At 70.0% G+C, this 25,598-nt stretch carries 25 protein-coding genes and 1 riboswitch; of the genes, 8 read left to right on the forward strand and 17 right to left on the reverse strand.

What is annotated here, in order from left to right; genetic code table 11:
- The first annotated feature begins 464 nt into the window (after nt 1-464).
- A complete protein-coding gene (locus ACQCO7_RS17035; protein ID WP_464072633.1) occupies nt 465-656 on the forward strand; it encodes a hypothetical protein in 192 nt (63 codons plus the stop codon).
- Between the two features lie 73 nt (nt 657-729).
- Here the strand turns inward: ACQCO7_RS17035 and ACQCO7_RS17040 are convergent, their stop codons facing one another.
- On the reverse strand, nt 730-1,233 hold the full coding sequence (locus ACQCO7_RS17040) for a hypothetical protein (RefSeq protein WP_464072634.1): 504 nt from the start codon (nt 1,231-1,233) through the stop codon (nt 730-732).
- 334 nt (nt 1,234-1,567) lie between these two features.
- Nucleotides 1,568-2,938 carry an NAD(P)/FAD-dependent oxidoreductase gene (locus ACQCO7_RS17045; protein ID WP_464072635.1) on the reverse strand — a complete coding sequence of 457 codons (1,371 nt, stop codon included), beginning with the start codon at nt 2,936-2,938 and terminating at the stop codon, nt 1,568-1,570.
- Nucleotides 2,939-3,573: 635 nt separating this feature from the next.
- On the opposite strand from ACQCO7_RS17045, the gene ACQCO7_RS17050 reads away from it, so the two are divergent.
- Entirely contained in the window at nt 3,574-3,972 is a 399-nt protein-coding gene (locus ACQCO7_RS17050) for a hypothetical protein (RefSeq protein WP_464072636.1), read from the forward strand.
- A 57-nt stretch (nt 3,973-4,029) separates the two neighbouring features.
- Here the strand turns inward: ACQCO7_RS17050 and ACQCO7_RS17055 are convergent, their stop codons facing one another.
- The 13 genes from ACQCO7_RS17055 to ACQCO7_RS17115 form a co-directional block, all read right to left on the reverse strand.
- The gene (locus ACQCO7_RS17055; protein ID WP_464077222.1) at nt 4,030-5,199 is read right to left on the reverse strand and encodes an IS30 family transposase; all 1,170 of its coding nucleotides are present in this window, start codon (nt 5,197-5,199) and stop codon (nt 4,030-4,032) included.
- A gap of 253 nt (nt 5,200-5,452) precedes the next feature.
- Complete coding sequence (locus ACQCO7_RS17060; RefSeq protein WP_464072637.1) at nt 5,453-6,394, reverse strand: Ppx/GppA phosphatase family protein; 942 nt, start codon at nt 6,392-6,394, stop codon at nt 5,453-5,455.
- A gap of 55 nt (nt 6,395-6,449) precedes the next feature.
- Entirely contained in the window at nt 6,450-6,968 is a 519-nt protein-coding gene (locus ACQCO7_RS17065; protein WP_464072638.1) for a DUF501 domain-containing protein, read from the reverse strand.
- A gap of 76 nt (nt 6,969-7,044) precedes the next feature.
- Nucleotides 7,045-7,521: an FtsB family cell division protein gene (locus tag ACQCO7_RS17070; protein WP_464072639.1), complete on the reverse strand. Its 477-nt coding sequence runs from the start codon at nt 7,519-7,521 to the stop codon at nt 7,045-7,047.
- 92 nt (nt 7,522-7,613) lie between these two features.
- Nucleotides 7,614-8,900: a phosphopyruvate hydratase gene (gene eno / locus ACQCO7_RS17075; protein WP_464072640.1), complete on the reverse strand. Its 1,287-nt coding sequence runs from the start codon at nt 8,898-8,900 to the stop codon at nt 7,614-7,616.
- Nucleotides 8,901-9,264: 364 nt separating this feature from the next.
- Complete coding sequence (locus ACQCO7_RS17080; RefSeq protein WP_464072641.1) at nt 9,265-9,975, reverse strand: transglycosylase family protein; 711 nt, start codon at nt 9,973-9,975, stop codon at nt 9,265-9,267.
- Nucleotides 9,976-9,979: 4 nt separating this feature from the next.
- A riboswitch (cyclic di-AMP (ydaO/yuaA leader) is annotated at nt 9,980-10,138 on the reverse strand.
- A 220-nt stretch (nt 10,139-10,358) separates the two neighbouring features.
- Nucleotides 10,359-11,429 (reverse strand): LysM peptidoglycan-binding domain-containing protein, encoded by a 1,071-nt coding sequence (locus tag ACQCO7_RS17085; protein ID WP_464072642.1) that lies wholly within the window; start codon nt 11,427-11,429, stop codon nt 10,359-10,361.
- Nucleotides 11,430-11,626: 197 nt separating this feature from the next.
- Nucleotides 11,627-12,862, reverse strand: coding sequence for a cytochrome P450 family protein (locus ACQCO7_RS17090; protein ID WP_464072643.1), 1,236 nt, complete (start codon nt 12,860-12,862; stop codon nt 11,627-11,629).
- Nucleotides 12,859-15,561: a hypothetical protein gene (locus ACQCO7_RS17095; RefSeq protein ID WP_464072644.1), complete on the reverse strand. Its 2,703-nt coding sequence runs from the start codon at nt 15,559-15,561 to the stop codon at nt 12,859-12,861. The genes ACQCO7_RS17090 and ACQCO7_RS17095 overlap by 4 nt, the downstream gene beginning before the upstream one ends.
- A gap of 466 nt (nt 15,562-16,027) precedes the next feature.
- Nucleotides 16,028-16,435, reverse strand: a complete 408-nt coding sequence (locus ACQCO7_RS17100) for a hypothetical protein (RefSeq protein ID WP_464072645.1) — start codon at nt 16,433-16,435, stop codon at nt 16,028-16,030.
- Between the two features lie 136 nt (nt 16,436-16,571).
- Nucleotides 16,572-17,558, reverse strand: a complete 987-nt coding sequence (locus ACQCO7_RS17105; protein WP_464072646.1) for a nucleoside triphosphate pyrophosphohydrolase — start codon at nt 17,556-17,558, stop codon at nt 16,572-16,574.
- Between the two features lie 143 nt (nt 17,559-17,701).
- On the reverse strand, nt 17,702-18,334 hold the full coding sequence (locus ACQCO7_RS17110) for a SurA N-terminal domain-containing protein (protein WP_464072647.1): 633 nt from the start codon (nt 18,332-18,334) through the stop codon (nt 17,702-17,704).
- A gap of 183 nt (nt 18,335-18,517) precedes the next feature.
- On the reverse strand, nt 18,518-19,348 hold the full coding sequence (locus ACQCO7_RS17115; RefSeq protein WP_464072648.1) for a glycoside hydrolase domain-containing protein: 831 nt from the start codon (nt 19,346-19,348) through the stop codon (nt 18,518-18,520).
- Nucleotides 19,349-19,533: 185 nt separating this feature from the next.
- Here ACQCO7_RS17115 and ACQCO7_RS17120 point away from each other — a divergent pair, with 185 nt between their 5' ends.
- Entirely contained in the window at nt 19,534-19,938 is a 405-nt protein-coding gene (locus tag ACQCO7_RS17120; RefSeq protein ID WP_464072649.1) for a hypothetical protein, read from the forward strand.
- A gap of 3 nt (nt 19,939-19,941) precedes the next feature.
- Here the strand turns inward: ACQCO7_RS17120 and ACQCO7_RS17125 are convergent, their stop codons facing one another.
- Nucleotides 19,942-20,634, reverse strand: coding sequence for a DUF2625 family protein (locus ACQCO7_RS17125; protein WP_464072650.1), 693 nt, complete (start codon nt 20,632-20,634; stop codon nt 19,942-19,944).
- 239 nt (nt 20,635-20,873) lie between these two features.
- On the opposite strand from ACQCO7_RS17125, the gene ACQCO7_RS17130 reads away from it, so the two are divergent.
- From ACQCO7_RS17130 to ACQCO7_RS17145, 4 genes are all read left to right on the forward strand, one after another.
- A complete protein-coding gene (locus tag ACQCO7_RS17130) occupies nt 20,874-21,566 on the forward strand; it encodes a hypothetical protein (protein ID WP_464072651.1) in 693 nt (230 codons plus the stop codon).
- A 105-nt stretch (nt 21,567-21,671) separates the two neighbouring features.
- A complete protein-coding gene (locus ACQCO7_RS17135; protein ID WP_464072652.1) occupies nt 21,672-22,202 on the forward strand; it encodes a hypothetical protein in 531 nt (176 codons plus the stop codon).
- Nucleotides 22,199-23,386, forward strand: coding sequence for a sensor histidine kinase (locus ACQCO7_RS17140; protein WP_464072653.1), 1,188 nt, complete (start codon nt 22,199-22,201; stop codon nt 23,384-23,386). Before ACQCO7_RS17135 ends, ACQCO7_RS17140 begins: the two co-directional genes overlap by 4 nt.
- Complete coding sequence (locus ACQCO7_RS17145; protein WP_464072654.1) at nt 23,383-24,048, forward strand: response regulator; 666 nt, start codon at nt 23,383-23,385, stop codon at nt 24,046-24,048. The genes ACQCO7_RS17140 and ACQCO7_RS17145 overlap by 4 nt, the downstream gene beginning before the upstream one ends.
- Nucleotides 24,049-24,233: 185 nt before the next feature.
- Here the strand turns inward: ACQCO7_RS17145 and ACQCO7_RS17150 are convergent, their stop codons facing one another.
- The gene (locus tag ACQCO7_RS17150; RefSeq protein ID WP_464072655.1) at nt 24,234-24,947 is read right to left on the reverse strand and encodes an HNH endonuclease family protein; all 714 of its coding nucleotides are present in this window, start codon (nt 24,945-24,947) and stop codon (nt 24,234-24,236) included.
- 206 nt (nt 24,948-25,153) lie between these two features.
- On the opposite strand from ACQCO7_RS17150, the gene ACQCO7_RS17155 reads away from it, so the two are divergent.
- On the forward strand, nt 25,154-25,339 hold the full coding sequence (locus tag ACQCO7_RS17155) for an antitoxin (protein WP_464072656.1): 186 nt from the start codon (nt 25,154-25,156) through the stop codon (nt 25,337-25,339).
- Nucleotides 25,340-25,598: the final 259 nt, after the last annotated feature.

A 25,598-nucleotide genomic window follows, 5' to 3' on the forward strand; every position in this document is an offset into this window, starting at 1 on the left:
TGTTCGAGACATGCCCCGCAGGGGAAACGACAGCCGAACCGCCTTCCTCAGACGCACTGCCGGCTGTGTGGACCGTTCCGGTGGAGGATGCCCCGGAAGATGCAACGGACTTGGAGGTGTTGCCTACCGCGCCATCAATGGACTGGACGTCAGTAGGCACGAACGCCTCGGGCGGCGGTGGGAGCTTCGGTCTCTCCAACGCGTTCAGCTGCGTGGCCGACCACGAATAAGACTGCGCCAGCTTCGTCATCTGCGACGCCGCCTCCAGCCGCACCTTCTCCCGGTCAGCGGTCAAAGCCGCCAGCTCCGCGGAGGACTTCGAGGCGATACCCGCCGCATCGGGATCGTTGTGGGCCGCCTCGGCCGCAGCGAGATTCGCCGTCGCGCTCGGCATGTCACGGGGGATCGACGACTGAGCCAGCGAGATCGCGTCCGAGGCGTGGGTCAGCCACGTACCGGAGTCCTTGCTGAAATCACTCAGCCGCAGCGTCGCGTTCGCCAGATCCGCCGCCCAGGTACGGAAGGCATCCGCACCCTCGCCCTTCCACGCCACCCACTGCGGACGGACCTTCAACTCCTCGGCGATGCTCAGGATCTCCGTAGCCGCCGTCTCCAGCCGGCTCGCGGCACCACTCACCACACCCGCGTTCGCCTGATCCAGCCACGCCAGCATCTGCTCATGACTCATACCGTCGAAGAACGTACCGCCCGAACTCTCCGCCTCACGCATCAGATCGCCCCGCCCTTCGCGTTCTTCGTGGCGTTCCCGGACGACGGCTGGCCCGACGCCGTCTGTGGCGGCTGGCCCGGGTCGTAGACGCCGCCGTACTCCTTCGTCGTCTCCGCGCTGATCGCGGCCATCCGCTGGCGGACGTCGAGGTCGATGTTCTCGTAGCCCTTGTGGGAGGCGAGGACGGCGATGCCCATGCCTTCCATGGAGTCGGAGAGGAGCTTGGAGAGGTTCTCCAGCTCGCTGATGACCGTCTCGTACGCCGTGAAGAGGCCCGCCGCCTCGATCCATCCCTCGTTCCCGCCGCCGAACTGGTGGCGGGTGAGCTGGTCCTGGGCCAGTTCGGTGGGGCCGGCCGAGGAGCCCTTGAGGGTACGGATCAGTTCATCTATACGCGTGCGGAAACCCGTGAACGACGCGTACTCCGCGGCCATGTCGGCCTGCGCCTGAATCGCGTTCCGCGTCGTATCGACCGACGAGTTCTCCCCGCCCTCCAGCAACATCCCGTCATCCTCCCCGTACGGATCACACAGCCAACTCTAACCACCACCACCGACAACCGGCCCCCGAGGGCCACCACCGTCCATCCAACCCCCACATCCGCGCCCCCGCATGAGCACGCCTACTCAGCTCACACCACCCCGCCGGGGAACGCCAGCACGTTTCGGGCACGGCACCCCGGTCGCACCCCACGCCCCGGCCACACCCCCCGACACACCAAAGGGGCCGCCCGCACCACGGATGGCGGACGGCCCCTCAGGCAAGGACCGGTAACAGGCCCCGAGCCCCGTGAACAAACTCAGCCCCGGCGAACACCGAGGGCTCGGCCCCCGTCGTTCAGGAAGCCTTCGCCTCGGTCTTCGCCGCCGCAGGCGCCGGCTTGGCCGCCTCGTAGAACTCCTCGCGAGGAGTCTCCAGCGCACCGAGCGCCACGACCTCACGCTTGAGGAACATCCCCAGCGTCCAGTCGGCGAAGACGCGGATCTTCCGGTTCCAGGTCGGCATGGCCATGCCGTGGTACCCACGGTGCATGTACCAGGCGAGCCGCCCGCGCACCTTGATCTTCATCTTGCCCATGACGATCATCGCGACGCCCTTGTGCAGGCCGAGCCCCGCGACCGCGCCCTTGTTGGAGTGCGCGTACGTCTTCTGCGGGAAGCCCCGCATGCCGGAGACCACGTTGTCGCCGAGGACCTTGGCCTGGCGCAGCGCGTGCTGGGCGTTCGGCGGGCACCAGGCGTTCTCGACGCCGGCCTTGCGGGCGGCGACGTCGGGGACCTGGGCGTTGTCGCCGGCGGCCCAGATGTAGTCGGTGCCCTGGACCTGGAGGGTCTCGGAGGTGTCGACGTGGCCGCGCGGGCCGAGGGGGAGGCCGTAGCGGGCCAGGACGGGGTTGGGCTTGACGCCGGCCGTCCACACGATCGTGTTGGAGTCGACTTCGAGGCCGTTCTTGAGCACCACGTGGCCGTCGACGCAGGAGTCCATCGAGGTCGAGAGGTAGATCTCGACGCCGCGGCTCTCCAGGTGCTCCTTGCCGTACTGGCCGAGCTTGGGGCCGACCTCGGGGAGGATCTTGTCGGCGGCGTCGACGAGGACGAAGCGCATGTCCTCGCGGGAGACCGTCTTGTAGTACTTGGCCGCGTCCCGCGCCAGGTCCTCGACCTCGCCGATGGTCTCCGCGCCGGCGAACCCGCCGCCGATGAAGACGAAGGTGAGCGCCTTGCGGCGGATCTCCTCGTCGGTCGTGGAGTCGGCCTTGTCGAGCTGTTCGAGGACGTGGTTGCGCAGGCCGATGGCCTCCTCGACGCCCTTCATGCCGATGCCCTGTTCGGCGAGGCCGGGGATCGGGAAGGTGCGGGAGACGGCGCCGAGCGCGATCACCAGGTAGTCGAAGGGCAGCTCGTACGCCTCGCCGACGAGCGGCGCGATCGTGGCGACCTTGCGGTCCTGGTCGATGGTGGTGACCCGGCCGGTGAGCACCTCCGCCTTCGGCAGCACGCGTCGCAACGGGACGACGACATGGCGCGGGGAGATGTTGCCGGCGGCGGTTTCGGGGAGGAAGGGCTGGTAGGTCATGTACGACCGGGGGTCGACGACCGTGACGGTCGCCTCGCCGTAGCGCATCTTCTTGAGAATGCGCCGAGCTGCGTACAGGCCTACGTACCCACCGCCTACTACGAGGATCCTGGGACGCTCCGTGGTGCTCATGCCATCGAGTATCCACCCGGGTCAGGGGGGTCGCTCGTGCGCCCCTTCACAAGCTTCATCGGGGGGTGTGTTATCCTCCGCGACCCACGTGATCCATGTCATGTCCGCGAGCGGGAACCCACTCCCCCGCGGTGCCGTTGTCAATGGCCCCCGACCTGCTTCTCCGGCCGCCCGAGCGGTCCGCGAGGGACCGGTACGATGCCTCCGCGACCCCTTCGCGATACGTCCCCGTACCCCCGTTTTGAACGTGTTCACACGGGCGTTGGGCCCCGGAAGGGCCAACCGGGCCACGTTCCTCGCCCAACGGGACCCTTTTCCTTGTGAAGAACTTCACGAACTTTCTCGCAGCGGCCCGCCACACCCCCCTGGGACCCCGCTCAAACGGTGTTCCCCCAGCTCAGCGGAGCCCCCTCGGCAAAGCCCACAGCCCACGCACAACTTCCCCGTTCCATGGGGGCTTTTTGTGCCCAGTAGGCCGATTTCGCACCCTCAGTCTCCACAGTTGGCTGAAAACCGCCTCTCCTCGGCCTCCTCCTGACCTGAATGATGTGGCTCCTTCACAACATCAACTCTGTGAGACGAGGTCACACGTGAAGACACGGGGCAGGAGAGCGGCGTCCGTAGCCGCCTCAGCGATGGCACTGGCGACCGGTCTGGTTCTGGCCGGTCCGGCGAACCCGGCGAGCGCCGCGCCGAACGTCTATTTCCTCAGCTACACGTTCAGCAACGGAGCCGGCCGCATCGACGTCTACAACGACGGCACGTACGCCGGGACCGCCCAGTGGGCGGCCGATCCCGGTGACTTCGGCTCCTCCACCGGGGACACCCTGATCGCCTCCGACCAGCTCGCGGACGGCTACGGCATCGAGGCCCACCTCAGCGACGGCCGCACGGCCACGACGCGCGGCCAGTCCGCGCCGTACACCGACAGGACGACCGGCAACCTGGACGAGGGCGCCACCCGGAAGATGTGGGTCTGCTACGTCCAGGGCTCGTTCAGCGACTGCAGCGGCAAGATCGACGTCCACGCCTGACACCCACACGAGGCCCCGGCCCACGGCGAATTCAAGGGGTCGTGGCAACACTGCTGGTCAAGCGGCTGTTGTCAGTAGCTTAGCGAGGCGCTCGGCTGGGGTTTCCCAGCCGAGCGTTTTGCGTGGGCGGCCGTTGAGTTCGGCGGCGACGGCGTCCAGGTGCTCGCGGCTGTGTTGGGCCAGGTTGGTGCCCTTTGGGAAGTACTGCCGCAGCAGGCCGTTGGTGTTCTCGTTGGAGCCGCGCTGCCAGGGGCTGGAAGGGTCGCAGAAGTAGACCGGCATGCCGGTGGCCGGGGAGAACTCGTCGTGGCGGCCCATCTCCGCGCCCTGGTCCCAGGTCGGCGAACGCCGCAGACGGGCCGGGAGCGTGCTGACGGTGTCGGCCAGCGCGTCGCGGACGGTGGCGCTGTCACGGTTGCCCGGTAGGTGGACCAGCATGACGTAGCGAGTGGTCCGCTCGACCAGGGTGCCGATGACCGATCCGTTGTCCTTGCCGATGATCAAGTCTCCCTCCCAGTGACCCGGGACAGCCCTGTCCTCGACCTCGGCGGGCCGCTCGCTGATCATCACCATCGGAGCCGGGAAGCGGGGAGTCCGCTGGTCCGGGCGCCGTTGTGGCTTGCGCAGGGTGCGGCCAGTGCGCAAGGACTTGGCCAGTTCGCGGCGTAGTTCGCCACGGCCCTGGACGTAGAGGGCCTGGTAGATCGTCTCGTGTGACACGTGCATCTCCGGCTGGCCGGGGAAGTGCAGGCGCAGGCTCCGGCTGATCTGCTCGGGGCTCCACTTCAGGCCCAGCCAGGACTGGATGGTGTCACGCAGCCGCAGGCTCGTCGCGATCTTCCCCGTTCTGGCCCGTGGGCGTCTGGCTCGGGCGCGGCGGTGAGCGGCGTGAGGACGGTAGTCCCCGCTGACGGGATGCCGGTTGCGGCGGATCTCCCGGCTGATCGTGGACGGACTGCGGTCCAGCTCGGCCGCGATCGCGCGGACTGTCGCCTTCTCCCGCAGCCGGTCGGCTATGTGGATGCGTTCGTCCTCGCCCAAGTACCGCGAGTCGCCTCGTACTTCCACCCGCGCCTGCCAGGGCTCACGAGTGAAGACCGCGACCGCCGGCGCGTCTTGCGCCCGCAGTCGCGGCCTCTTCTTGCGTCCCTCGGGCCGTCCGTAGCGCCAGTCCCGGCCCGTCCGCTCGTGCACTCCCACGATCCGGCATGCCTGAGCGTTGCCCATTCCTTGATCCACAAGAGAAAGGTAGAGCTCACGCTCCTTCAGGAGCTTCCTGGGCCCCTGCGGCCTCCGGTCCTCTCGAACCTCGAAGTCCATCGCGTCCCCCTACATCGGGGTGTTGCAACGACCTCTTGAACTGAAGACACCCGGGGCCTCGCCCTGTCCGGTGCCGCGTGTACACACATGCGCGTCGCCTACCGGATCAACGGCGGCGAACTCGTCGTCCTCGCCGTCAAGTACCGCAACCCGTAGCCGGTCAGGCCAGAGACCATCCGATCCCGTCCAGGATGTCGTGCTCGCTCACCACGACCTCCGCCGCGCCGGTCCGCTCCATGATCGACAGGAGTACGAGGGCCCCGGCGCCGATGACGTCCACGCGCCCGGGGTGCATGGAGCCGATCGCCGCGCGTTCGGCGTGGGTGGAGCGCAGGAGCCACTCGGTGAGGTCGCGGACCTTCTCGTAGCCGATCCGGGAGTGGTGGATCGCCTCGGAGTCGTACGCGGGCAGGTCCTGCGCGATCGCCGAGAGCGTCGTGACGGACCCGGCGAGACCGACCAGCGTGCGCGCCTCCCGCAGCGGGACCGTCTCCTCCGCGAGGTCGAGGGCCGCCTCGATGTCCGCCCGCATCGCCGCGATCTGCGCCTCGGTGGGCGGGTCGGTGACGGTGCCGTCGTGGACGAGGTGGCGCTCGGTCATCCGTACGCAGCCGACGTCGACGGAGCGCGCGGCGCGGACGTCCGTGTCCCCGACGACGAACTCCGTCGAGCCGCCGCCGATGTCGACGACCAGGTAGGGCGTCGCGAGGTCCGCGCGCCCCGTCAGCTCCCTGGTGGCGCCGGTGAAGGAGAACAGGGCCTCGTCGTCCCCGCTGACGACCTCGGGCTCGACGCCGAGGATCTCCAGCACGCCCCGTACGAACTCGTCCCGGTTCTCGGCGTCCCGCGAGGCGGAGGTGGCGACGAACCGGACCTTCTCGGCGCCGAACTCCTTGATGACGGCCGCGTACTCCCGACAGGCCGCGAACGTCCGCTCCAACGCCTCCGGCGCGAGCCGCCCGGTCCGGTCGACCCCCTGCCCGAGCCGCACGATGGTCATCCGCCGGTCCAGATCGACGAGTTCCCCGGTAGCGGGTTCGACGTCGGCGACGAGCAGCCGAATGGAGTTGGTACCGCAGTCGACGGCGGCGACGCGGGTCATGGGAACACCTCTCTGGGAAGTTTTCGAACGCCGGGAGTTGCTCTCGGGGGCGAGATCACTCGGCGGGAACCACGCACGCGCCCTTCCCCCACCACTCCGGCAACATCGCCAACGCCTCGTCCCCCAGCGGATTCACCCCGGGCCCCGCAGCCAGCGAGTGCGCGACCAGCACGTGCAGGCACTTCACCCGGTCCGGCATCCCCCCGGCACTCGGGAACCCGGCCAGCACCTCGATCTCGTCCCGCCGCCGGATGTAGTCCTCGTGCGCGGCGCGATACGCAGCCGCCAGCTCGGGGTCCTGACCGAGCCGCTCGGTCATCTCCTTCATGACCCCGTTCGCCTCCAGCGTCCCGATCGCGGAGTTCGCCTTGGGACACGTCAGGTAGTACAGCGTCGGGAAGGGCGTCCCGTCGGGAAGGCGGGGGGCGGTCTCGACGACGTCCGGCTGCCCGCAGGGGCACCGGTGGGCGATCGCGCGCAGCCCGCGAGGGGGCCGGCCCAACTGCTGCCGGAACGCCTCGACGTCCGCGTCGGTCGGCTCGGTGCGCTCGGTGATCGGGGGAGGCGTTTGCATGGCGTACGGAAGTCTCTCTGCTGTCGGTAAGAGGTGGGGCGGGCGCATCCAGTATCGCGGGACGCCGCCCCCGGCCTCACCTGCCGACCGCGTCGGCCTTGTCCACGCCGTCCCAGACGTTCGCGTACCAGGGCCGGTCGGCGGCACCGGCGTCGACGCGGGCCTGCTTCGCGGCGTCCGGATCGATGACGACGTACCCGGTCTCCCCCGGCAGGACGTAGTGGAGCCGCTGCCGGATCTGCTGCTCGGCGTACGCGTCGTCCTGCCAGCGGGCCTTGAGGTCGCGGAGCTGCTCGACCTTCTGCCGGGCCTGCTCCTGCCGGCGTTCGAGGTCGGCGATCTCGGCGCGCTGGGAGACGTACTGCCGCATCGGGTAGGCGAGGGCGACGACGAGGGTGCACAGGACGAGCGCGAGGAGCGCGGCGCGGCCGGTGAGGCGGGAGCGGCGCTGCTGGCGTTTCGTCTGGGAGCGGTAGACGCGGGCGGCGGTCTGCTCGCCGAGGGCGCGGAGCCTGGTCGCTGTGGAGAACCGGTCCTTGTCCTTGACGGCCATGCCGGCGCCTCCCGTTCCCGTTCATACGTGCGTACGTCCCCGCACACGGTACGGGACCGGGTACGGGGACGTACTAACGACTTGGCTAAGCCTTAGCCCTTGAAGCGGGGGAACGCACTGCGACCGGCGTACACCGCCGCGTCGTCCAGGATCTCCTCGATGCGCAGGAGCTGGTTGTACTTGGCGACGCGCTCGGACCGCGCCGGGGCGCCCGTCTTGATCTGGCCGCAGTTCGTGGCGACCGCGAGGTCCGCGATCGTGACGTCCTCGGTCTCGCCGGAGCGGTGGGACATCATGCACTTGAAGCCGCTGCGCTGGGCCATCTCGACGGCGTCCAGCGTCTCCGTGAGGGAGCCGATCTGGTTGACCTTGACGAGGAGCGCGTTGGCGGCGCCCTCCTCGATGCCGCGGGCGAGGCGCTCGGGGTTGGTGACGAAGAGGTCGTCGCCGACGATCTGGACCTTGTCGCCGAGGCGGTCGGTGAGGACCTTCCAGCCGGCCCAGTCGTCCTCGAAGAGCGGGTCCTCGATGGAGACGAGCGGGTAGGCGGCGACCAGCTCCTCGTAGTACTCCGTCATCTCGGCGGCGGAGCGCTCCTTGCCCTCGAAGAGGTACTTGCCGTCCTTGTAGAACTCGGAGGCGGCGACGTCGAGCGCGAGGGCGATCTGCTCGCCGGGGACGTACCCGGCCTGCTTGATCGCTTCGAGGATGAGGTCGAGGGCGTCGCGGTTGGAGCCGAGGTTCGGCGCGAAGCCGCCCTCGTCGCCGAGGCCGGTGGACAGGCCCTTGGTCTTCAGCACCTTCTTGAGGGTGTGGTAGACCTCGGTGCCCCAGCGCAGGGCCTCGGAGAAGGACTCGGCGCCGATCGGCGCGATCATGAACTCCTGGATGTCCACGTTGGAGTCGGCGTGCGAGCCGCCGTTCAGGATGTTCATCATCGGCACCGGCAGGAGGTGCGCGTTCGGGCCGCCGAGGTAGCGGAAGAGCGGCAGGTCGGACGCCTCGGAGGCGGCGTGCGCGACGGCGAGGGAGACGCCGAGGATGGCGTTCGCGCCGAGCGAGCCCTTGTTGTCGGTGGCGTCCAGGTCGAACATGGCCTGGTCGATCAGGCGCTGCTCGGTCGCGTCGTACCCGACGAGCTCCGGGCCGATCTGCTCGATGACGGCGAGGACGGCCTTCTCGACACCCTTGCCCTGGTAGCGGTTGGGGTCACCGTCGCGCAGCTCGATGGCCTCGAAGGCACCGGTGGAGGCGCCGGACGGGACGGCGGCACGACCGGTGCTGCCGTCGTCGAGGCCGACCTCGACCTCGACGGTGGGGTTGCCTCGCGAGTCGAGGATTTCCCGGGCTACGACGACGTCGATGGACGGCACGAGCATCTCCTTCAGTGTGACGCGGGTACGCAGACCTCGTGGGCGCTGCGAGGACGAGCCTAACCGGCTCCGGGGCTCAGGCCAGCCGACCGCCCGCCCCATGGGACAGAACCGACCGTACTCATTGTTCATACCCGGAACAAAGAGGGGGTGGCCGGACGGCGAACAACGAGGGCGGACCAAGGGGGCGAACCAGGGGGCAGGCAAGGGGGCAGGCAAAGGGGGCAGACAAAAAACCCGCTCCGGTGCGTACGGGGGAACACGCACCGGAGCGGGGGCCCGTGGGGGACGGGGGGGGTGACCCTCACGGTGTCTTCACTGTGAGGTCCACGGATGTGAGCGGCCTGTGGTTCAGCTGAGCGTCAGCCGGTCACTTGAGGTGGAGCTGCTGACCCGGGTAGATGAGGTCCGCGTCCTGGACGATGTCCTTGTTGAGCTGGAACAGCTTCTGCCAGCCGCCGGCGACCTTGTGCTCGGCCGCGATGGAGCTGAGGGTGTCGCCCTTGACGACCTTGTACTCGCCGTCGCCCTTCTTGACCTTCTGGCCGGTCGGGGTGGTGACGGTCTTGGAGGACGTCGTCTTCCTGGGGGTGCTCTGCTTGGGGGCGGCCTGGCGCTCGGTGGAGCGGGAGGAGGCGGACGACTCCGTACGGCTGCTGGAACCACTCGACGAGGAGCCCGAGTTGGAGGACGAGCCGCCGCTGTAGGACGCGCCCGACAGGCCGACGCCGCAGCTCGGCCAGGCGCCCTTGCCCTGGGAGGCGAGGACCTTCTCGGCTATCTCGATCTGCTGCGACTTGGTGGCCAGGTTGGCGGTCGAGGCGTACGCGGTGCCGCCGTACGCGGCCCAGGTGGAGGCGGAGAACTGGACGCCGCCGTAGTACCCGTTGCCGGTGTTGATGGACCAGTTGCCGCCGGACTCGCACTGCGCGACGGCGTCCCACTCGGAGGCGGTCGCGGCGGAGGCGCCGCTCGCGGCCATCAGGGGGGCGGCGACGGCGACACCGGTGACACCGGCGAGCGCGACGACACGGGTGGCCTTGGACGGGCGGCGGTGCTTGCCCTTGCCGGAGAACAGCATGGATCGATCCCCTCACCGACGCCTGCGAGGTGAGCTGTCGGGTTGGGGCCGGTTGAGTTGCCCCGTCACTTCCGTGACTTCACCCCTAGCCGGGCACGGCGTCAACCACCGTTCCCAGCGCTTACCTTGGGTCCCCCGCTCCTGCCTACGGCGCTTGCGCGACGACTGTTCCCGGACGGCCGCTGGCAGGATTCGGCGTTCGCGGCAGCCGGGGCTCGGGGTGCCGAGCGTCACGACCGTAGGCATGCGCTCAGCGGATTTTCAAAGACGATCAGGGCTTCTGAGACTCATCCCACACTTTCACCAAACTGGGACATTCGCCGCGAACGGGTACGCCGAACTGCCGTGATTCCGCCCGCTTTTACGCCTTTGCCGTACGCCGGTCACTTGCCGAGAGACAGAGTCTGACCGGGGACGATGGCGCTCGGGTCGGCCCCGATGAGGTCCCTGTTCGCGGCGTAGAGGGCTCGCCATCCGCCGTCAAGCTCAAGGGAGTCGGCGATGGAGCTGAGCGTGTCCCCGACGCGGACGGTGTACGACGCCGGCTCGTCCGCGCTGACGCCGCGGTGCTTGCCGGTGCCGGCGGTGGAGAGGGTGGACACGGGCGCGGGCGGGGTGATGAGGATCGGCGAGGCTCCGACGGCCGCACCGACGCTGGTGTCGACGAGGCTCCAAGACTCGGCGGGCTGCGTCGCGTTGCCCGACTTGTCCCCGTACGACGGTTCTGTGGGCTTGCTGTCCGGGGTCTGTGGCGCGTCCGGGGTGACGATCCGGCCGGACCCGCTGTCCTTGCCCGCCTCGGCCGAATTCCCGGTCTCCGCCGAGGAGCCGGGGGTCTTGGGGGTCTGCGGGGTCGCCTCGGGGGACTTCCCGGGGGTCGCCGGGGCGGGGGACGGCGACGACGGCGTGGGCGCCGGGGACGGCGAGGCGCCCGGGTCCGTGCCGCCGGAACCGGCCGTCGAGCCCGATCCGTTGGACGTACCCGATGTTCCGGACGTATCGGTCGAACCCGTGCTGGGGCTGGGGCTCGGGGTTGTGTCCGTCGCCGCCGCGCCGCTCTCCTTCGTCAGGCCCGACGTGAGCGCGCAGATGGGCCAGAAGCCCGGGCCCTGGTCGGCGAGGATCCGCTTGCCGACCTCGATCTGCTCGGCGCGGCCGGCGAGGTCGGGGCGCTCGGCGTAGGTGAGGCCGCCGTACTTCTTCCAGTCGTCGAGCTTGATGTGCAGCCCGCCGAACTGGCCCGAGCCCGTGTTCTCGTCCCACGCGGCGTCCGTCTCGCAGTCGGCCACCTTGTCCCAGACGGTCGTTCCCTCGATCCCGGCCGGATTGCCCGCCGCGCTCGCGCCGCTCGCGCCGAGCAGCGGGATGGCGATCGCGGTGCCGGTCACTCCGGCGGCGACAAGGAGCGCCGGAGCCTGGCGGGGGCGACGGTGACGGCCGTTCCCGGAGAGCATGCGGACACCTTTCTCACGACAGTGGGGGGCGGGGGCGGCTGGCGGGCCGCTCCGGCTTGCGAACGTATCGGCATACGATCACTTGTCACAAGTTCATGCCGCGCGGATCACGTGAAGATCACGGAGGTGAGGGCGTGTCATGTTTGCGCTCCGGGGGAGCCGTTGCCGTGTGCGCCGGCGGGCCCGCACGCGGCTGATCAGGGCATTGGCGTGAAGCCGACCGGCAACGTCCGCAGCCCGCGCATGATCAGGCCGCCTCGCCACCTCAACTCCTCGGGGCTCACGGCGAGTTGAAGATCCGGCAGGCGTGTGAGAAGTGTCGCGAGCGCGGTCTGGCCCTCCAGCCGGGCGAGCGGGGCGCCGAGGCAGTAGTGGATGCCGTGGCCGTACCCCAGGTGCTGGTTGTCGCGGCGGGTGAGGTCGAGGGTGTCGGGGTGCTCGAAGCGGGCCGGGTCGCGGTCGGCGGCGGCGAGGACGACGAGGACCGGGTCGCCGGGGGCGATGTGCTGTCCGCCGAGGGTGAGTTGCTCGGTGGCGAACCGCCAGGTCGCCAGCTCTACGGGGCCGTCGTAGCGCAGGAGTTCTTCGACTCCGGTTTCGAGGAGGTCGGTCTTGCCCGCGCTGATGGACTTCTGGAGGAGGTCGCGTTGGCCGGGGTGCGTGAGGAGCGCGAGCGTGCCGTTGCCGATGAGGTTGACGGTCGTCTCGAAGCCGGCGAACAGGAGGATGAACGCCATCGCCGCGGCCTCGTTCTCCGTGAGGTGCTCACCGTGGTCGGAAGCGCGGATCAGGCCGGAGATGAGGTCGTCGCCGAGGTCGCCGCGTTTGCGGTGGATGAGGTCGAGGAGGTAGGCGCGCATCTTCTTGACGGACCGTGCGACGCCGCCCCTGGGGCCGCCGCCGTGTCTGATCATCATCCCGGCCCAGTCCCGGAAGTCGTCCTGGTCCTCCCGGGGTACGCCGAGCAGGTCGCAGATGGCGTAGATGGGGAGGGGGAAGGCGAAGTCGTGGATGAGGTCGGCCTCGCCCTTCGCCGCGAAACGGTCGATGAGCTGGTCCGTCAACTCCTGTACGCGGGGGGCGAATTCGGCGACCCTGCGCGGGGTGAACGCCTTGCTGACGAGCCGCCGCAGTCTCGTGTGGTCCGGCGGGTCGATGTTCAGCAGGTGCGTCATCAGCTCGGCCTTGCGCTCCCCCGGGATACCCGTTCTGCCCTTCGCGTGTGCCGGTTCGTCGTGGTGGGCCGGGTTCTTGGAGAGGCGGGCGTCCGCGAGGGCCTGTCTGGCGTCGGCGTACCGGGTGACCAGCCAGGCGTCCACTCCGCTGGGGAGGGTGGTCCGGTGGACGGGGGCGTGCTCCCGCAGCCAGGCGTACGCCGGGTACGGGTTGGAAGCGAACTCCCAGGTGAAGAGGGTGGGGGTGCTGTCGGTCACTCGCCGACGGTATCCCGTTTCCGCCGGAGCGCTTCGGCTCGGGCCCGGGCGAAGGCGTCCCCTTGTGCGGCGGCCTCGTCGTACGTCTGTAGCGCCTCGGTACTACGACCCGACCTCTCAAGTACTACGCCGAGGTGCGCGAGGTCGAGGGGGTCGGTACTACCCCTGAAGTACGACTCGGCGTCCTGGAGGGTCTGCGGGTCGGCGCGGAGGTCGTCGAGGATGCGTACGGCTCTGTCGTCGCCGTCGTGCGCCGCGCGCTCCAGGTAGGGCTGGGCGGTCTCGGTCTCGCCGCGCAGGACGTGGTAGGCGGCGAGGTTGCGGGCGAGGGGGGCTTCTTCGTCTTGGCCTTGGTCTTGGCGCAGGTAGTACTGGGCGGCTCGGGAGGCGTCGCCGAGGCGGAGTTCGAGGTCGCCGAGGTGTGCGGCGGCCTGCCTGTCGTCGGCGGCTTTACGGAGGGCCCGGTCGGCCAGGGCCAGGTGGGCTTCGGCGAGGAGGCGGTGGGCTGTGGGGGTGGGGGCGGGGGCGTGGTCGGTGGCCTGGAGGAGGTAGGGGAGGGCTCGGTCGGGGTGATTCTTGCTGAGGAAATAGGCGCCGACCCGTTCCGCCACCTCGTGCCTTCCGGCGTCGGCGGCTCTCCGGAACCAGTCCATCGCGGCTTCTCTTTCCCCTTCGGCCTCTTTGAGCAGGCCGAGCATGTGCATGGCTTGGGCGTCGCCGGCCACGGCCCTCGGGGTGAAGTGGGTGCGCGCGTTGATGTGGACGGTGTGCCGGTCCTCGGTGCCGTACGAGGTGTCCGCCAGGGCGGCGCGCCAGACGCGGGCCGGTATCGGCCTGTCCTCGCGCAGCGCCGCCGCGACCAGGGCGCCGTGGGGCCGCCACGTGCCCTCCCGGTCGCCGGGGACCAGCAGGCCGGTGACGCCGTACCGGCGCTCGGACGCCCAGGCCAGCGCCTCGTCCACGGCCTCGGTGCCGCCGTAGGCCGTCTGCGCCCTGGTCAGCAGTTCCCGCGTCATGCCGCCGCGTACACCGCACCGTGCGAGGTCGACCGACGCCAGCAGCGGGTACTCGCGGGCATCGCGCCGGCTGCGTGCGACGCGCATCCGGCGCCAGGTGTCCACCAGCAGGGGGGCGACCGCCAGGTACTGCGTGACGCCGGTGTCCCCGCGCCACTCCAGCGCCTCGGTCAGCCTCGGGTCCTCGCTGTTCCTCGCCCTCGCCAGTTCGGTGTCGCTCCACACCGTGCTCAGACGTTTCTTCGTGGCGCGGACCAGGACCCGGTGCGCCGGGCTGTCCGTGTCGTTCACGTACGCGTCGTACACGTCGTCGTTCATCGTGCCCACGATCTGTACGCGGGCCCTGGTCAGCTCGGTCAGCAGCTTGATGTCCAGGTGGCGTTCGCTCAGGTGGGCGTCCAGGTCGTCCAGCCACAGGACGTGTCTGCCGGGGTGGTCCGCGAGCAGGGCCGGCAGGGCGCGCAGGTCCGTGCCGGGGGACGGTGCGAACACCCTTGTGTCCGGGGGGAGTTCGAACAGCGCCTCCCATGCCGTACGGGTCTTCCCCGCGAGCTTCCTCCCCGTGAGCACCAGCAGTCCGCCGTCCCCGAACCAGTCCCGGCCCGTCTCGACGTCCCGCACGACGTACAACGGCAGCTCGGGCCCGTCCTCCACCCGCCGCGCCTCCCGCACACCGTGCCCGAGGGCCTCGGCGTCGGTGAGGTCGGCGAGGGTGGGCCAGGTCGTGGGGTCGGGGTGGGTGGGGGTGGGGTGGTTGAAGTAGACGTTGCCGGTGACCGCGCCGGTGACGGGGGCGTGGAAGGTGCCCCGGCTGAAGTCGACGTGGTCGCGGGGAGGGGAGGTGGGGTTCTCGGGGGCAGGGCGGTCTTGGTGGGGTGAGGGGTCGGAGAGGGCGGGGGCCGGGTCGGGGTGAGCGGCGTCCTCGGGGGCGAGGGACGGGGGGTCGTATCCCCGGGGTGGGGTGGCGTGAGCGTCGGGGGGTGCCGAGGGGGCGTGCTCGCGCGGGTGGGCGTCGGGGGGTGCCGGTGCCGAGGGGGTGAAGGGCGGGGCGGCGGGGAGGTGGATCGGGAGTGGGGCTTCCGGATCGGGGGGCTGGGTGGGGTGGTGGCCGTTGCGGGGGTGATCGGCTTGGGGGGTGCCTTCCGGCTCCGGTGTCGGCTCGTGCTGAGCGGCCGTGGAGGCCGGGGGCGGTTGTTCCAGCTTCGCGCCTACGAGCATGGAGGTGAGGGTGGCGGCCCGTTCGGCGTGGTCGGGGGACGCGGGGGCCGGCTGGGCGACGGGGGCGGGGTTCCAGTCGGGGTTCCTGAGGGCGTCGGACATGGTTCGCCGGTCGACGGTGAAGGTACCGAACGCGGCGTTCCCCTCAGGAGTGTCGGGGTCGGCCTGCGGGGCGAGGTCCGAGTGGTTCTCGTAACGGGCTACCAGCTCACGGAGTCGGTCGGCCGATGCGGCCGGGTCCTCGGCCAGGACGAGGGACTCCAGGATGTGACGGGCCCGAAACGAGAACGCCCCCTCCCAGAAGAGGTGGAACATCGTCGGACTGCCATCGCCCGGAGCGGACACCGCAATGAACCAACTCCGGATCTCACGCCATGCCTCCGCCCTCACCTCGGTCTCCGCGTCCATCGCGGCCCCCAACACCCTCGCCGCCCTGACCGCCAGCTCCTCCAACTCCCGTTCCATACACGCTCCCGCGCCCCGAGAACCGGACCAGAGATCCCACCGTACTCGCCCCCGCCGCCGAATTCCCGCCACGGGACGCCGCCCGCTGGACGCCGCCGCGGCTCGGGTCCGCCCTTCACCGCACGGGCCTCTGCATGCCGCCCGCACCGAACGACCGCCTCGCCAACGACCCCCTCCGAGTGCACGTTCCCTGCGGACGGCGGGGTCCGTCGAGGGTGCCCGCCCGCACACCGGCGTTCGAACAGCCGTGTCCCCGGCGGACCGGCGTATTCCAGGGGGCGTCCCATCGAGCACCGGGCTCAGCCACCCCGGACACCCGACTCGGCCCGCCCTCTCCCCCGGCCCGCGGACTCCGGTGCCTCGATCCCCCGCACCATCAGCCGTCGGCCCCGAACCGTCCCCGCACAACGCCCCGCCCACCGACCCCTCGGTGGACAGGGCGTCCTCAACTACCCCCTCGCGCCGATCAGTTGTGGATCGTCACGCAAGCCTTCGTCCCGGGGTACTTCTCCCACCAGCCGCACGCCTTGGTGTTGTTGGCGAAGCTCTGGTTGACGGCGGAGCCGACGGTCACCGTCTCGGTGCGGGAGGCGTTCTCCAGGGTGCCGTAGTAGCCGTACGTGCTGCCGATCTCGAAGATCGGGCGGTCCGTCCAGGCGCGGTTGTTGGACTTCTTGGACAGCTTGAAGCTGTCCACGTGCAGCTTGGTGCCCTTGACCTCCAGGCAGACCGAACCCGAACCGTCCGTCGACCCCGCGTTGCCGGCGCAGCCGGTCGCGCTGAGGATCCCCGCGTCGGCGGCCTGCGCCGACCCCGACATCCCGGTCAGACCGAACGCCGCGACCGCGGCCAACGCGAGCGACGTCCTGGACACATGACGAAACACAAGATTCCCCGTTCTCGAACTGACTGACGTACAGGGCTGCATGATCACAGCCACCGCACAGCCTGACGTCACGGGGAGAGAGGGCCTATCCGTGACGGCACCCATATCGCACCGGGGCCCTCAGTCACCCCTCCACCCCCTCAACCCCCCGGACCGCCTCCCGGTACACCCGAGCCGCCGCCCGCAACGCCGCCTCCGGGTCCACCCCTTCCCCCTCGGCCCGAGCCGCGAGCGCCAGCAGCTCGTACCCCACGCCCTCCCCGCCCGGCAGCGGCACGTCCAGCCCGGCCGTCCGGACCCGGGACGTCAGCTTCGCCGCGAGGGCGAGGGCCGGCTGGTGGAGGGGGACGCCGTCGGTGACGGACGCCCGGCGTTTTTCGATCGCCTTCGTGCGCAGCCAGTGTTCCTTGACCTCCTCGGGGGTCGTGGCGACCGCGTCACCGAAGACGTGCGGGTGGCGGTGGATCAGCTTCGTGACGATCGTCGCGGCGACGTCGTCGATGGAGAACGCCTCCTCCTCGGCGTCCTCGGCGATGCGCGCGTGGAAGACGACCTGGAGGAGGACGTCACCGAGTTCCTCGCGGAGTTCGTCGTAGTCGCCCTCCTCGATCGCCTCGACGAGTTCGTACGACTCCTCGACCGCGTACTTCGCGAGCCCCTTGTGGGTCTGCCGCGAGGACCAGGGGCAGGCGAGGCGGATCCGGTCCATGACCTGGACGAGGTCGAGGAGGCGGGCGCCGGGAAGGTCGTAGGAGGCGGGGAGGAGTTCCAGCTCGGGCATGGCGACCCGCCCGGACCCGGCGAGACGGGCGAGCCCGTCGGTGAGGGCGGGCTCTCCCTCGCCGGTGGCGACGACGACCACGGTCCGCCCGCCGGCGCACTCGGCCACCAGTTCCTCGGCACCGGGCGCCGCCACGGAGACGGCGACACCGGCGTCCCGCAGATACGGCGCCTGAGGATGCGCGCCGTCCGCACAGACGACCAGGTCCGCCGTACGGAGCACCTGCCAGGCGGGCCAGGAGAGCAGGCCGGGGGCGACGCGGTGGCTGGTGGTGAGGAGGACGATGCGGCCGGTGGACCGGGCGGGATCTGCGGGGCTGGTTTCGTTCACACAGCGAACGTAACCCACCCGCCGATCCCGCCCGGAAAGTTATCCACAGCCTGGGGATGAAAGTCGTACGACCATCTTGTATGCCGCCGCCATCATCGACGCCGCCACCACCGCCGACGCCGCCGACAGCACCCCCGCCCCTCCTACGCCCCCGCAGTGATCTCCCGCACCCAAGGCGTAGCCGCATCCACCCGGCTCACCTTCCGCACATCCCACCCCCCGTACCGGGGATTGAGATCCACCCCCAGCTCCTTCGACGCCGTCGACAACGCGTTCCAGAACGCCGGCTGACTGGTGTCCGTCCCCAGCTTCGCCGCCAACTTCTGCGCCTCCAGCTGGAGATGGAGGTTCTCGTCGAGCCGCTGCGGCGGCACCCCGTACTGCTGGAGCCAGGCCGTCTCCAGCCCCTCGGACCCACCGGCCTGCTGCTCCAACCCGGCCCGCATCTCCTGGACTTCACGCCGGCTGACGGCGACTCCCGCGTTCTCGGCGGCTTTCTGGAGGACCTTGTCGAGAACCATCCCGTGCAGCGTGTCCCGCGTGAGCGTCCCGGTCTGCGCGATGGCCTGCGCGTACTGCGCGTCGTCCTTGACGGACGCGCGCTGGGCGGACCGGACCTCGTTGACCCGGTTCTCCAGCTGCGAGACGGTGATCCGCTGGCCGCCGACGACGGCGGCGGCACCAGGGTGCGCGTCGTTCCCGCAGGCGGTCAGGAGGGGGGCTGCCGCGGCGATCGTGGCGGTCAGCAGGAGCGCGGTGCGACGACGGCGGGGCAAGGAGACCTCCTGTAGGAGCTTGTGCGGCGGTGCACAAAGTCTTGCGGTGATCGATGGTAGGCAGTGGTACGCCTGGGGCCAACCCATTCGACCAACGATTCACCGGGACTTGGGGCACCGCCGCGCCCGCGTCACGCGCTCAGGGGGTGCAGTCCGGCGCGTGTTCGAGAAACTCCCCGGGCATCAGCCCACGATCGCGACCGGCGCGTCCCACGTGTCCCGGTCGACGGTGATCGTGTAACCGCCGCGCGTCTCCTTGCTGTTGACCTGGTACTGGTGGCCGCGGCTGTGGTCGGTGAACTGGTCCTTCCCCCAGGGCCAGTCGGCGGTGGTGGTGTCCTTCCCGTCCCACAGCGCGTACCAGAGGTTGCCCGGCAGGTCGGTCTTGTTGGTGGCGGTGGCGATCGCCTTCGCGCTGGACGACGTGAACCCGTAGTACCCGGCGCGGTAGACCTTCCCCCGCAGCGTCTTCGTGAACGACCGCACATACGCCAACACGGCGTCGTTGCACGCCTTGTTGGTGATGTCGTACGCCTCCATGTCGAGGTAGACCGGGCTGCCGGCCTTCATGCCGAGCGCGGACGCCTTGGCGACGGCGTCGGCGGCGTCGGTCGCGCCGAGCGAGGTCGCCGTGGCGGCGCTGATCTTCTCGGGGCTGGACCCCGTCTGGCACGGCGGCTGCGCGCCGACGTACAGCGGAATCAGCTTCCAGCCCTGCGAGTTGACCGACTTCACCCAGGAGTTGGTGAGGTTCGGCTGGGCACAGCCGCGGTTCTTGCCGCCGATGTAGACGGCCGCGCCGCCGTAGTAGCCGTCGGCCTTCCACGCCTTCATCGCGGCGAGCGAGGGGGCGGTGCACGTGTCGAACGCGCGCCCCGTGTACGTCTTCTGCGCCGGCCAGACGGTCGCGGCCATCGACTGCTGCGCCGCGACCGCGCCCCCCGCGACCACGACGGCGCTCGCCACGCCCCACGCGATGTATCTGCGCTTCCTCGACTGCCGGTGCTCTGCCATTCCCACCCCTTGATTCGTTCAAACGTGCGCGTCGCAAGGTAACCGACCGCGCTCCCGCGTCTCGGAAACACCTGTTTCCGATCGTCACAAGAATCCCCCATGCCACAGTAAAGGGGAGCCACGCGTCGGACCCTTGGGACCCGGTGTCCTACGCTGACCGGACACGAGGGCGGGATGAGGACGGCATGGCAGGCATACCAGGCGGCTACAACTACGCGACTCCACCGCCGAGTTCACGCTCGCCGAAGCGGCTGGAGGCGGGCTGGGGGCAGCGGATCGCCTGGACGCTGCCCGTCTGGGGCACGTTCGGCCTCTTCCTCTGGATCCCCTTCCTCTACCTCGCGCTCCGCCGCGGCCTGCCCTCCGACTGGACCGCGTGCGCGTCCTTCGTGACGTACGAGGCCGCCGTCTGGACCTGGCTCATCGCCCTGGAGGACGGCGTCGGTGACGGCGTCTTCGGCTTCGTCCTCCTCTTCGGCACGGCGATGGGGACGGCGCTGCTCCTGTTCGCGGCGTTCGACCCCAAGCCGCGCCCCGCACCGGCGCGGTACGGGGCACCGGCGCCGTACGCCCGTCCGTACGGCCGCTGAGGCTCACACGTCGCCGAGCGGGCCCGGGTCGGGTGACCCCCTCCGCTGTGCGAAGTCGCGTTCGAAGTCGAGGAGTTGACGCAGGGGTACGGGGCTCCGGGTGACACCGGCAGGGTTCTTGTACGCCACGACGGTCCACAGGTGCGGGTACGTGGCGATCCCCTCGTCGGGCTCCAGCCCGGCGATCTCCTCGCGCCATCCGTCCCACCGGAACCTCTTGTAGAACAGCTCCAGTTGCCCGGACAGCAACCAGAACACCCAGGTGCTGTAAGGCAGTTCCAAGGGCTCCCACTGGAGGGCGTCGGGAGCGAAGTAGCTGATCGCCTCCGGTATGCCGAGCGGTCCGGCGGCAGCGGGATCACCGAAGTCGAGCGCGAACACACCGCCGAGGACGTCGTACCCGACGATGAGCCTGGCGGCGGGGGGCCGCCAGGGATCGACGGCGGCGGGAAACCCGTTGACGCGCCCGATGTCCGGGAGTCCGTTCGCCCCGCCCCCGAGCACCCTCACCCATCCCCCGTCGGCGACGAACCCACCGGAGTTGGAGACCACCGCCCCGAGCATGGACTGCGAGGTCAGCCCCATCTGCTTGACACAACGCCGCCTGCCCACCTCGTCCCCGTCCAACACCCGTACGTCCACGGCACTTTCGGCAACGGCCTTCTGGAACGCCTCCCAGGCGCTGGGACGGGTCACCGCTCGGACGACTTCCGCCGGTTGTCGGGAGTGGCCATCAGGCACCTCACAGCGCGCTCGGGTTCGAGGGACATCGGCTCCAGCCTAGGGAAGAGCGAACGGTGAAGAAAACACACTCCCTTTGATCCATCTTTGGGCATTCGGAGACTTTTTCTTGTCTTTTACCTTTTTATGATCAACCCTTCGGGCCTGGCGACCGTCAGGCCCACACGTTTGTGTACGACAGCTCAAGGACATCCATGCGCTCCCGCATCCTCAAGACGCTCGCCGTCGCCGCCGCCCTCCCCCTCGCCCTGGCGGCCTGCTCCTCGAACTCGGACTCGGACTCCGTTTCGGCCAAGGCCAAGCCCGCGGACCCGAACAAGGGCATCCTGACCGGCGCCGCACTGAAGAAGGCGCTCGCGCCGGCGACGTACTTCGCGTCCGGCTTCGAGCTGGACGCGACGGTGACGCGGGACACGGGGGACACGTACAGAGCCCCGGAGACGACGGCGGCGAAGCCCGACTGCGCCGGCTTCGGCGGCACCTCGTGGATCGAGCTGACCGGTATCAAGGGCGTCTCGTTCGCGCAGGCGTCGTACCTGAACAAGAACACGACCGCCCAGTTCGACGAGGAGATAGACGCGTACCGGGGCACGACGTCGACGGACGTCATGACGGCGCTGAAGAAGGTCGTGGCCGCCTGCCCGAGCTACACGGACTCGGACACGAAGAGCAAGGTCAAGATCACCGGCACCGCCGACCCCGCCCTCGGTGACGAGGCGTACACGATCACCCTCACGAGCGATGCCTGGGAGACCGGCACCACCCTGATCGCGTCCCGCGTGGGCACGAACGTCGTCAGCGTCTTCTCGACGGACGGCCCCTCCAACGGTGCCGGCGGCGCGAAGAAGCTGACGGAGAAGGTCGTGGCGGCCCTGAACGCCAAGTAGCCCCGGCGAGGTAGCTCCGGCGAGGATGCCGGCGAGGGTTTCTCCACCCCGAACTCCACCCGTGGGTCCAGGTGTCGCGAGCCCCCTGACAGCAGGCTTGGGGGCATGACAACGACCGAGTGGATCACCGACATCGCTCTCCTTCTCGTCGTCTTCCGGCAGCTGCGGGAAGGCCGGCTGGACCTCAGGACCTTCCTGATCCCGCTGGGGATCGTGGCCTTCGTGGCCCACACGTACCTGGACTCCGTCCCCACCGGAGGCAACGACCTGATACTGATCGGGGCGCTCGTGGGGGTGGGTGCCGTACTCGGCGTCGCCGGCGGCGTCTACACCCGGGTCAGGACCTCGGGCGGGCACATCCTGATCAAGGCGGGGGCGGTCTCCGCGATCCTGTGGGTGCTCGGCATGGGGGCCCGGATGGGCTTCCAGCTGTGGACCGAGCACGGCGGCGCCGACGACGTCGCCCGGTTCAGCCTCGCCCACCACATCACCAGCGACCAGGCATGGGTGGCGGCCTTCGTCCTGATGGCGCTCACCGAGGTCGTCACCCGGCTGGCCACGATCTTCGTCCGCGGCCGGCTGCTGACCGCCGGCCGGACCGCCTCCGCCGCGAACCGGGTCGCGGTCCGGCCGTGAGTTATGGTCTGGCCGTGCCTCCCGCCGCCTCCCCCGCACAGGTCCCGTCCCGGCCGGTCCCGGGCCGGGACCCCCGGGTGCAGTGGGCCCTGACCGTGGCGGTCATCGTCGGCGGAGCCCTGACGATCCGGCCGATGGGCGTCAGCGGGCAGGGACTGGTGGTCGCGGTCCTGTTCGTCCTGAACAGTGCGGCGCTGCTGGCCCGGGGTCTGCCTCAGGACAAGGTCCCGCCGCGTGCCGCCGTCGTCTGGCTGTCGCTGGGGGTCCTCGCGGCTGCCGCGCTGATCGGCGCCAGTCGCAGCGGCACGGGTTACCTCTTCGCCTTCTTCCTCTGCGGTCACATCGGGTACCGGCTGCCGGCCAGACAGGCCGCCGTCCTGGCGCCGGCCTGCGGCCTGCTCTGCGGCGGCGTCCTGTACTTCGAGGTCGGGCCCGGTCACCAGCTGCTGCCCTGGGCCGTCGGTCTCACCACCGGCGCACCGGTCCTGATCGGGATGCTCAACCGGGTCCAGCACCGGGCCGTGGCCGCCGCGCTGTCGGCGGCCGAGAGCGCGGAGCGCGCCGCCAGGGCCGAGGCGCGGACCGCCGTACTGACCGAACGCGGCCGGATCGCCCGGGACGTGCACGACGTCCTGGCGCACACGCTGGCCGGGATCAACATGCAGCTGGAACTGGCCGACGCGCTGCTCGACACCGGTGACCTGGAGAAGGTCAGAGCGGCCAACGACAAGGCCCACAGCCTCGTCAAGGAGAGTCTGAAGCAGGCGCAGTGGACCGTGCACGCGCTCCGCGAGGACTCGCTGCCGCTGGTGGAGACCCTCACCGCGATGATCGAGTCGTCCGGCCACCGCGACGCCCTGACCGTCCACGGCACCCCCGTGGAGGTACCGGCCCGGGTGACCCAGAACCTGCTGCGGATCGCCCAGGAGTCCCTGACCAACGCCGCGCGGCACGCTCCGGGGGGTGCGGTGCGGGTGGAGCTGGCCTTCGCGGCTTCCGCCACGGCGCTGACGATCCGCAACCGGCCCGCCACCCGTACGGTGGACGCGGGGGCCGGCAGCGGAATGGGGCTGATCGGTATGCGCGAACGCGTCGCCCTGCTGGGCGGCACCCTCACCGCCGGACCGGTCATCGAGGGACCGGAGCGAGGCGGCTGGCAAGTGAAGGCGGAGATCCCCCGATGAGCGAACCCACCGAGAGTTCCCGGCCGTTGCGCGTGGTCGTCGCCGACGACCAGGCCACCATCCGCGAACCGCTCGCCGCGGTGCTGGGGCTGGCCGAGGACATCGACGTCGTCGCGGCGGCCGGGGACGGCAACGGCGTCCTGGCCGCGGTCGCCGCAGGGCCGGTGGACGTCGTGCTGATGGACCTGCGGATGCCCGTGCTCGACGGGATCGAGACCACCCGCAGGCTGAGCGACGAACACCCCGAGGTGGCCGTCGTCGTCCTCACCACGTTCGCCGACGACGACTCGATCCTGGCCGCGCTCGGCGCGGGTGCCCGCGGCTATCTGACGAAGAACGCCGGACGCCAGGACATCGTCCGCGCGATCCGCGCCGCCGCTGCGGGCCAGTCCGTCCTCGACCGCGAGGTCCAGGACCGGCTGCTGGCCACCGTCCGCGCCAGGCCGACGGCGTCCGAACCGCAGCTGCCCGCGCATCTCACACCCCGCGAGCGCGAAGTGCTCACCCTGATCGGCCGGGGTCTGCCCAACCGGGCCATCGCCGAGAAGCTCTTCGTGAGCGAGGCGACCGTCAAGACGCACATCAACAACCTCTTCGCCAAGGCCGACATCCGGGACCGGGCCGACGCCGTACGCCGCGCCATCGCAGCGGGCCTGACCTGACCTCCGCTCCCGCAGCAGGACCCCCGCCAGGACGACGAGGGCGACCAGCGCGAACGCCCACACCCAGCAGTTCGGCGTCACCGGGCACCCCCTTCCGTTCGGCCTCCACACTCCCTTCGTCGTAATGAGCACCGCTGCGGGTTCACGCCTGGGATGTGACCTGTGTCACATCGATTTGAGGGGGTTCACCTGCGCTTCGCGGTGAATCGTTCCGGCGCCTTCGTCGGATTCCCCCCGGTCGGCAGCTTCTGGTTCGAGCAGCCCTTCAGCACCTTCTCCATCGCCGCCTTCTCCGCGCCGCTCACCCACAGCTCGTACTTCTTCTTCACCGCGACCTGCGCGGCGACGTACGCGCAGCGGTACGACGCGTTCGGCGGGAGCCAGGTCGCCGCGTCGCCGTCGCCCTTGGAGCGGTTCGTACTCGCGTCCACCGCAAGGAGGTTGAGGGGATCGTTGGCGAGGGCGATGCGCTTGCCGGCGTCCCAGTACTTGGCGCCCTTCTGCCACGCGTCGGAGAGGGCGACGACATGGTCTATGTCGACCTGGCTCTTGCCCCGGCGGTACGTCACGTCCTTGCCGGAGTAGGGGTCCTTCTCCAGGACCCCGTACGTGACCTTGCAGTCGCCGCCGGTCAACTTCACGTCCGCCAGGTCCCGTTGGAGTATGTCGTCGCGCGTGTTGCAGCCGTTGGAGTCCGTGTCGGCCCATGCGGAGCCGAACGCGTCGCGGGAGTAACCGGTCTTCGGCGCGCGGCCCTTGACCGGCAGCGCCTCGGCCGCCGCGAGCGCGGCGCCGCTCTGGGGGCCGGACGCGCCGCCCCCGTCCTTCGTCTCGCCACAACCCGCCAGTGCCGTGACCAGCACAGCGGCGATCGCCACCCCACCCCGAACACGCTTCACGCGCGCCCCTCCCGATGTCCTCTTGTGCCGTTCCCGTCGCCCCGCACCGGACGTTTTCCCCGGTCAGGGCCGCGTACACGCTAGCGGGAGGGTGTGCGGGGTCACTCCGTGGGTGCGGCCGGGTCGCACGGTCACCCCCTTCGGGTGGGCATTCGGAGCAACCCGGACATATGGTCGTGATGGATCACCTCCGGAAGGAGCCTTCGATGGGCCTCTTGGACAGGTTCAAGAGCAACAAGGCGATGCAGGACAAGGCCAAGGACTTGTCCGACACCGCCGAGAAAATGATCAACGAGAAGACCGGCAACAAGTACGAGAGCCAGGTCGACCAGGCCCAGCAGAAGGCGGAGGAGGCACTGGGCATCAAACGCGACCAGCCGGAGCAGCAGTAGCGCGCGCCTTGAGGCGACCGGGATACGCCGCTTCCACCTCCGACGGGGGGTGGGGGCGGCTGCCGGACGTGAGGTACGCCCAACACCCCTCACCCCGCCGCCCGTTGAAGTCCCCGCCAGGTACCCGGTCCTCCGACGCGGCGAGCGCCTGGAACTCCGCGAGCCTCAACCCGCCGACAAGGACGCGGTGTTCGCCATCTACGGCAGCGAACTGGCCACCGCCCACCCGCCGTTCGAACCCCGCACCCGCGACGAGGTA

The organism is Streptomyces saintjeani (genome assembly GCF_055409605.1).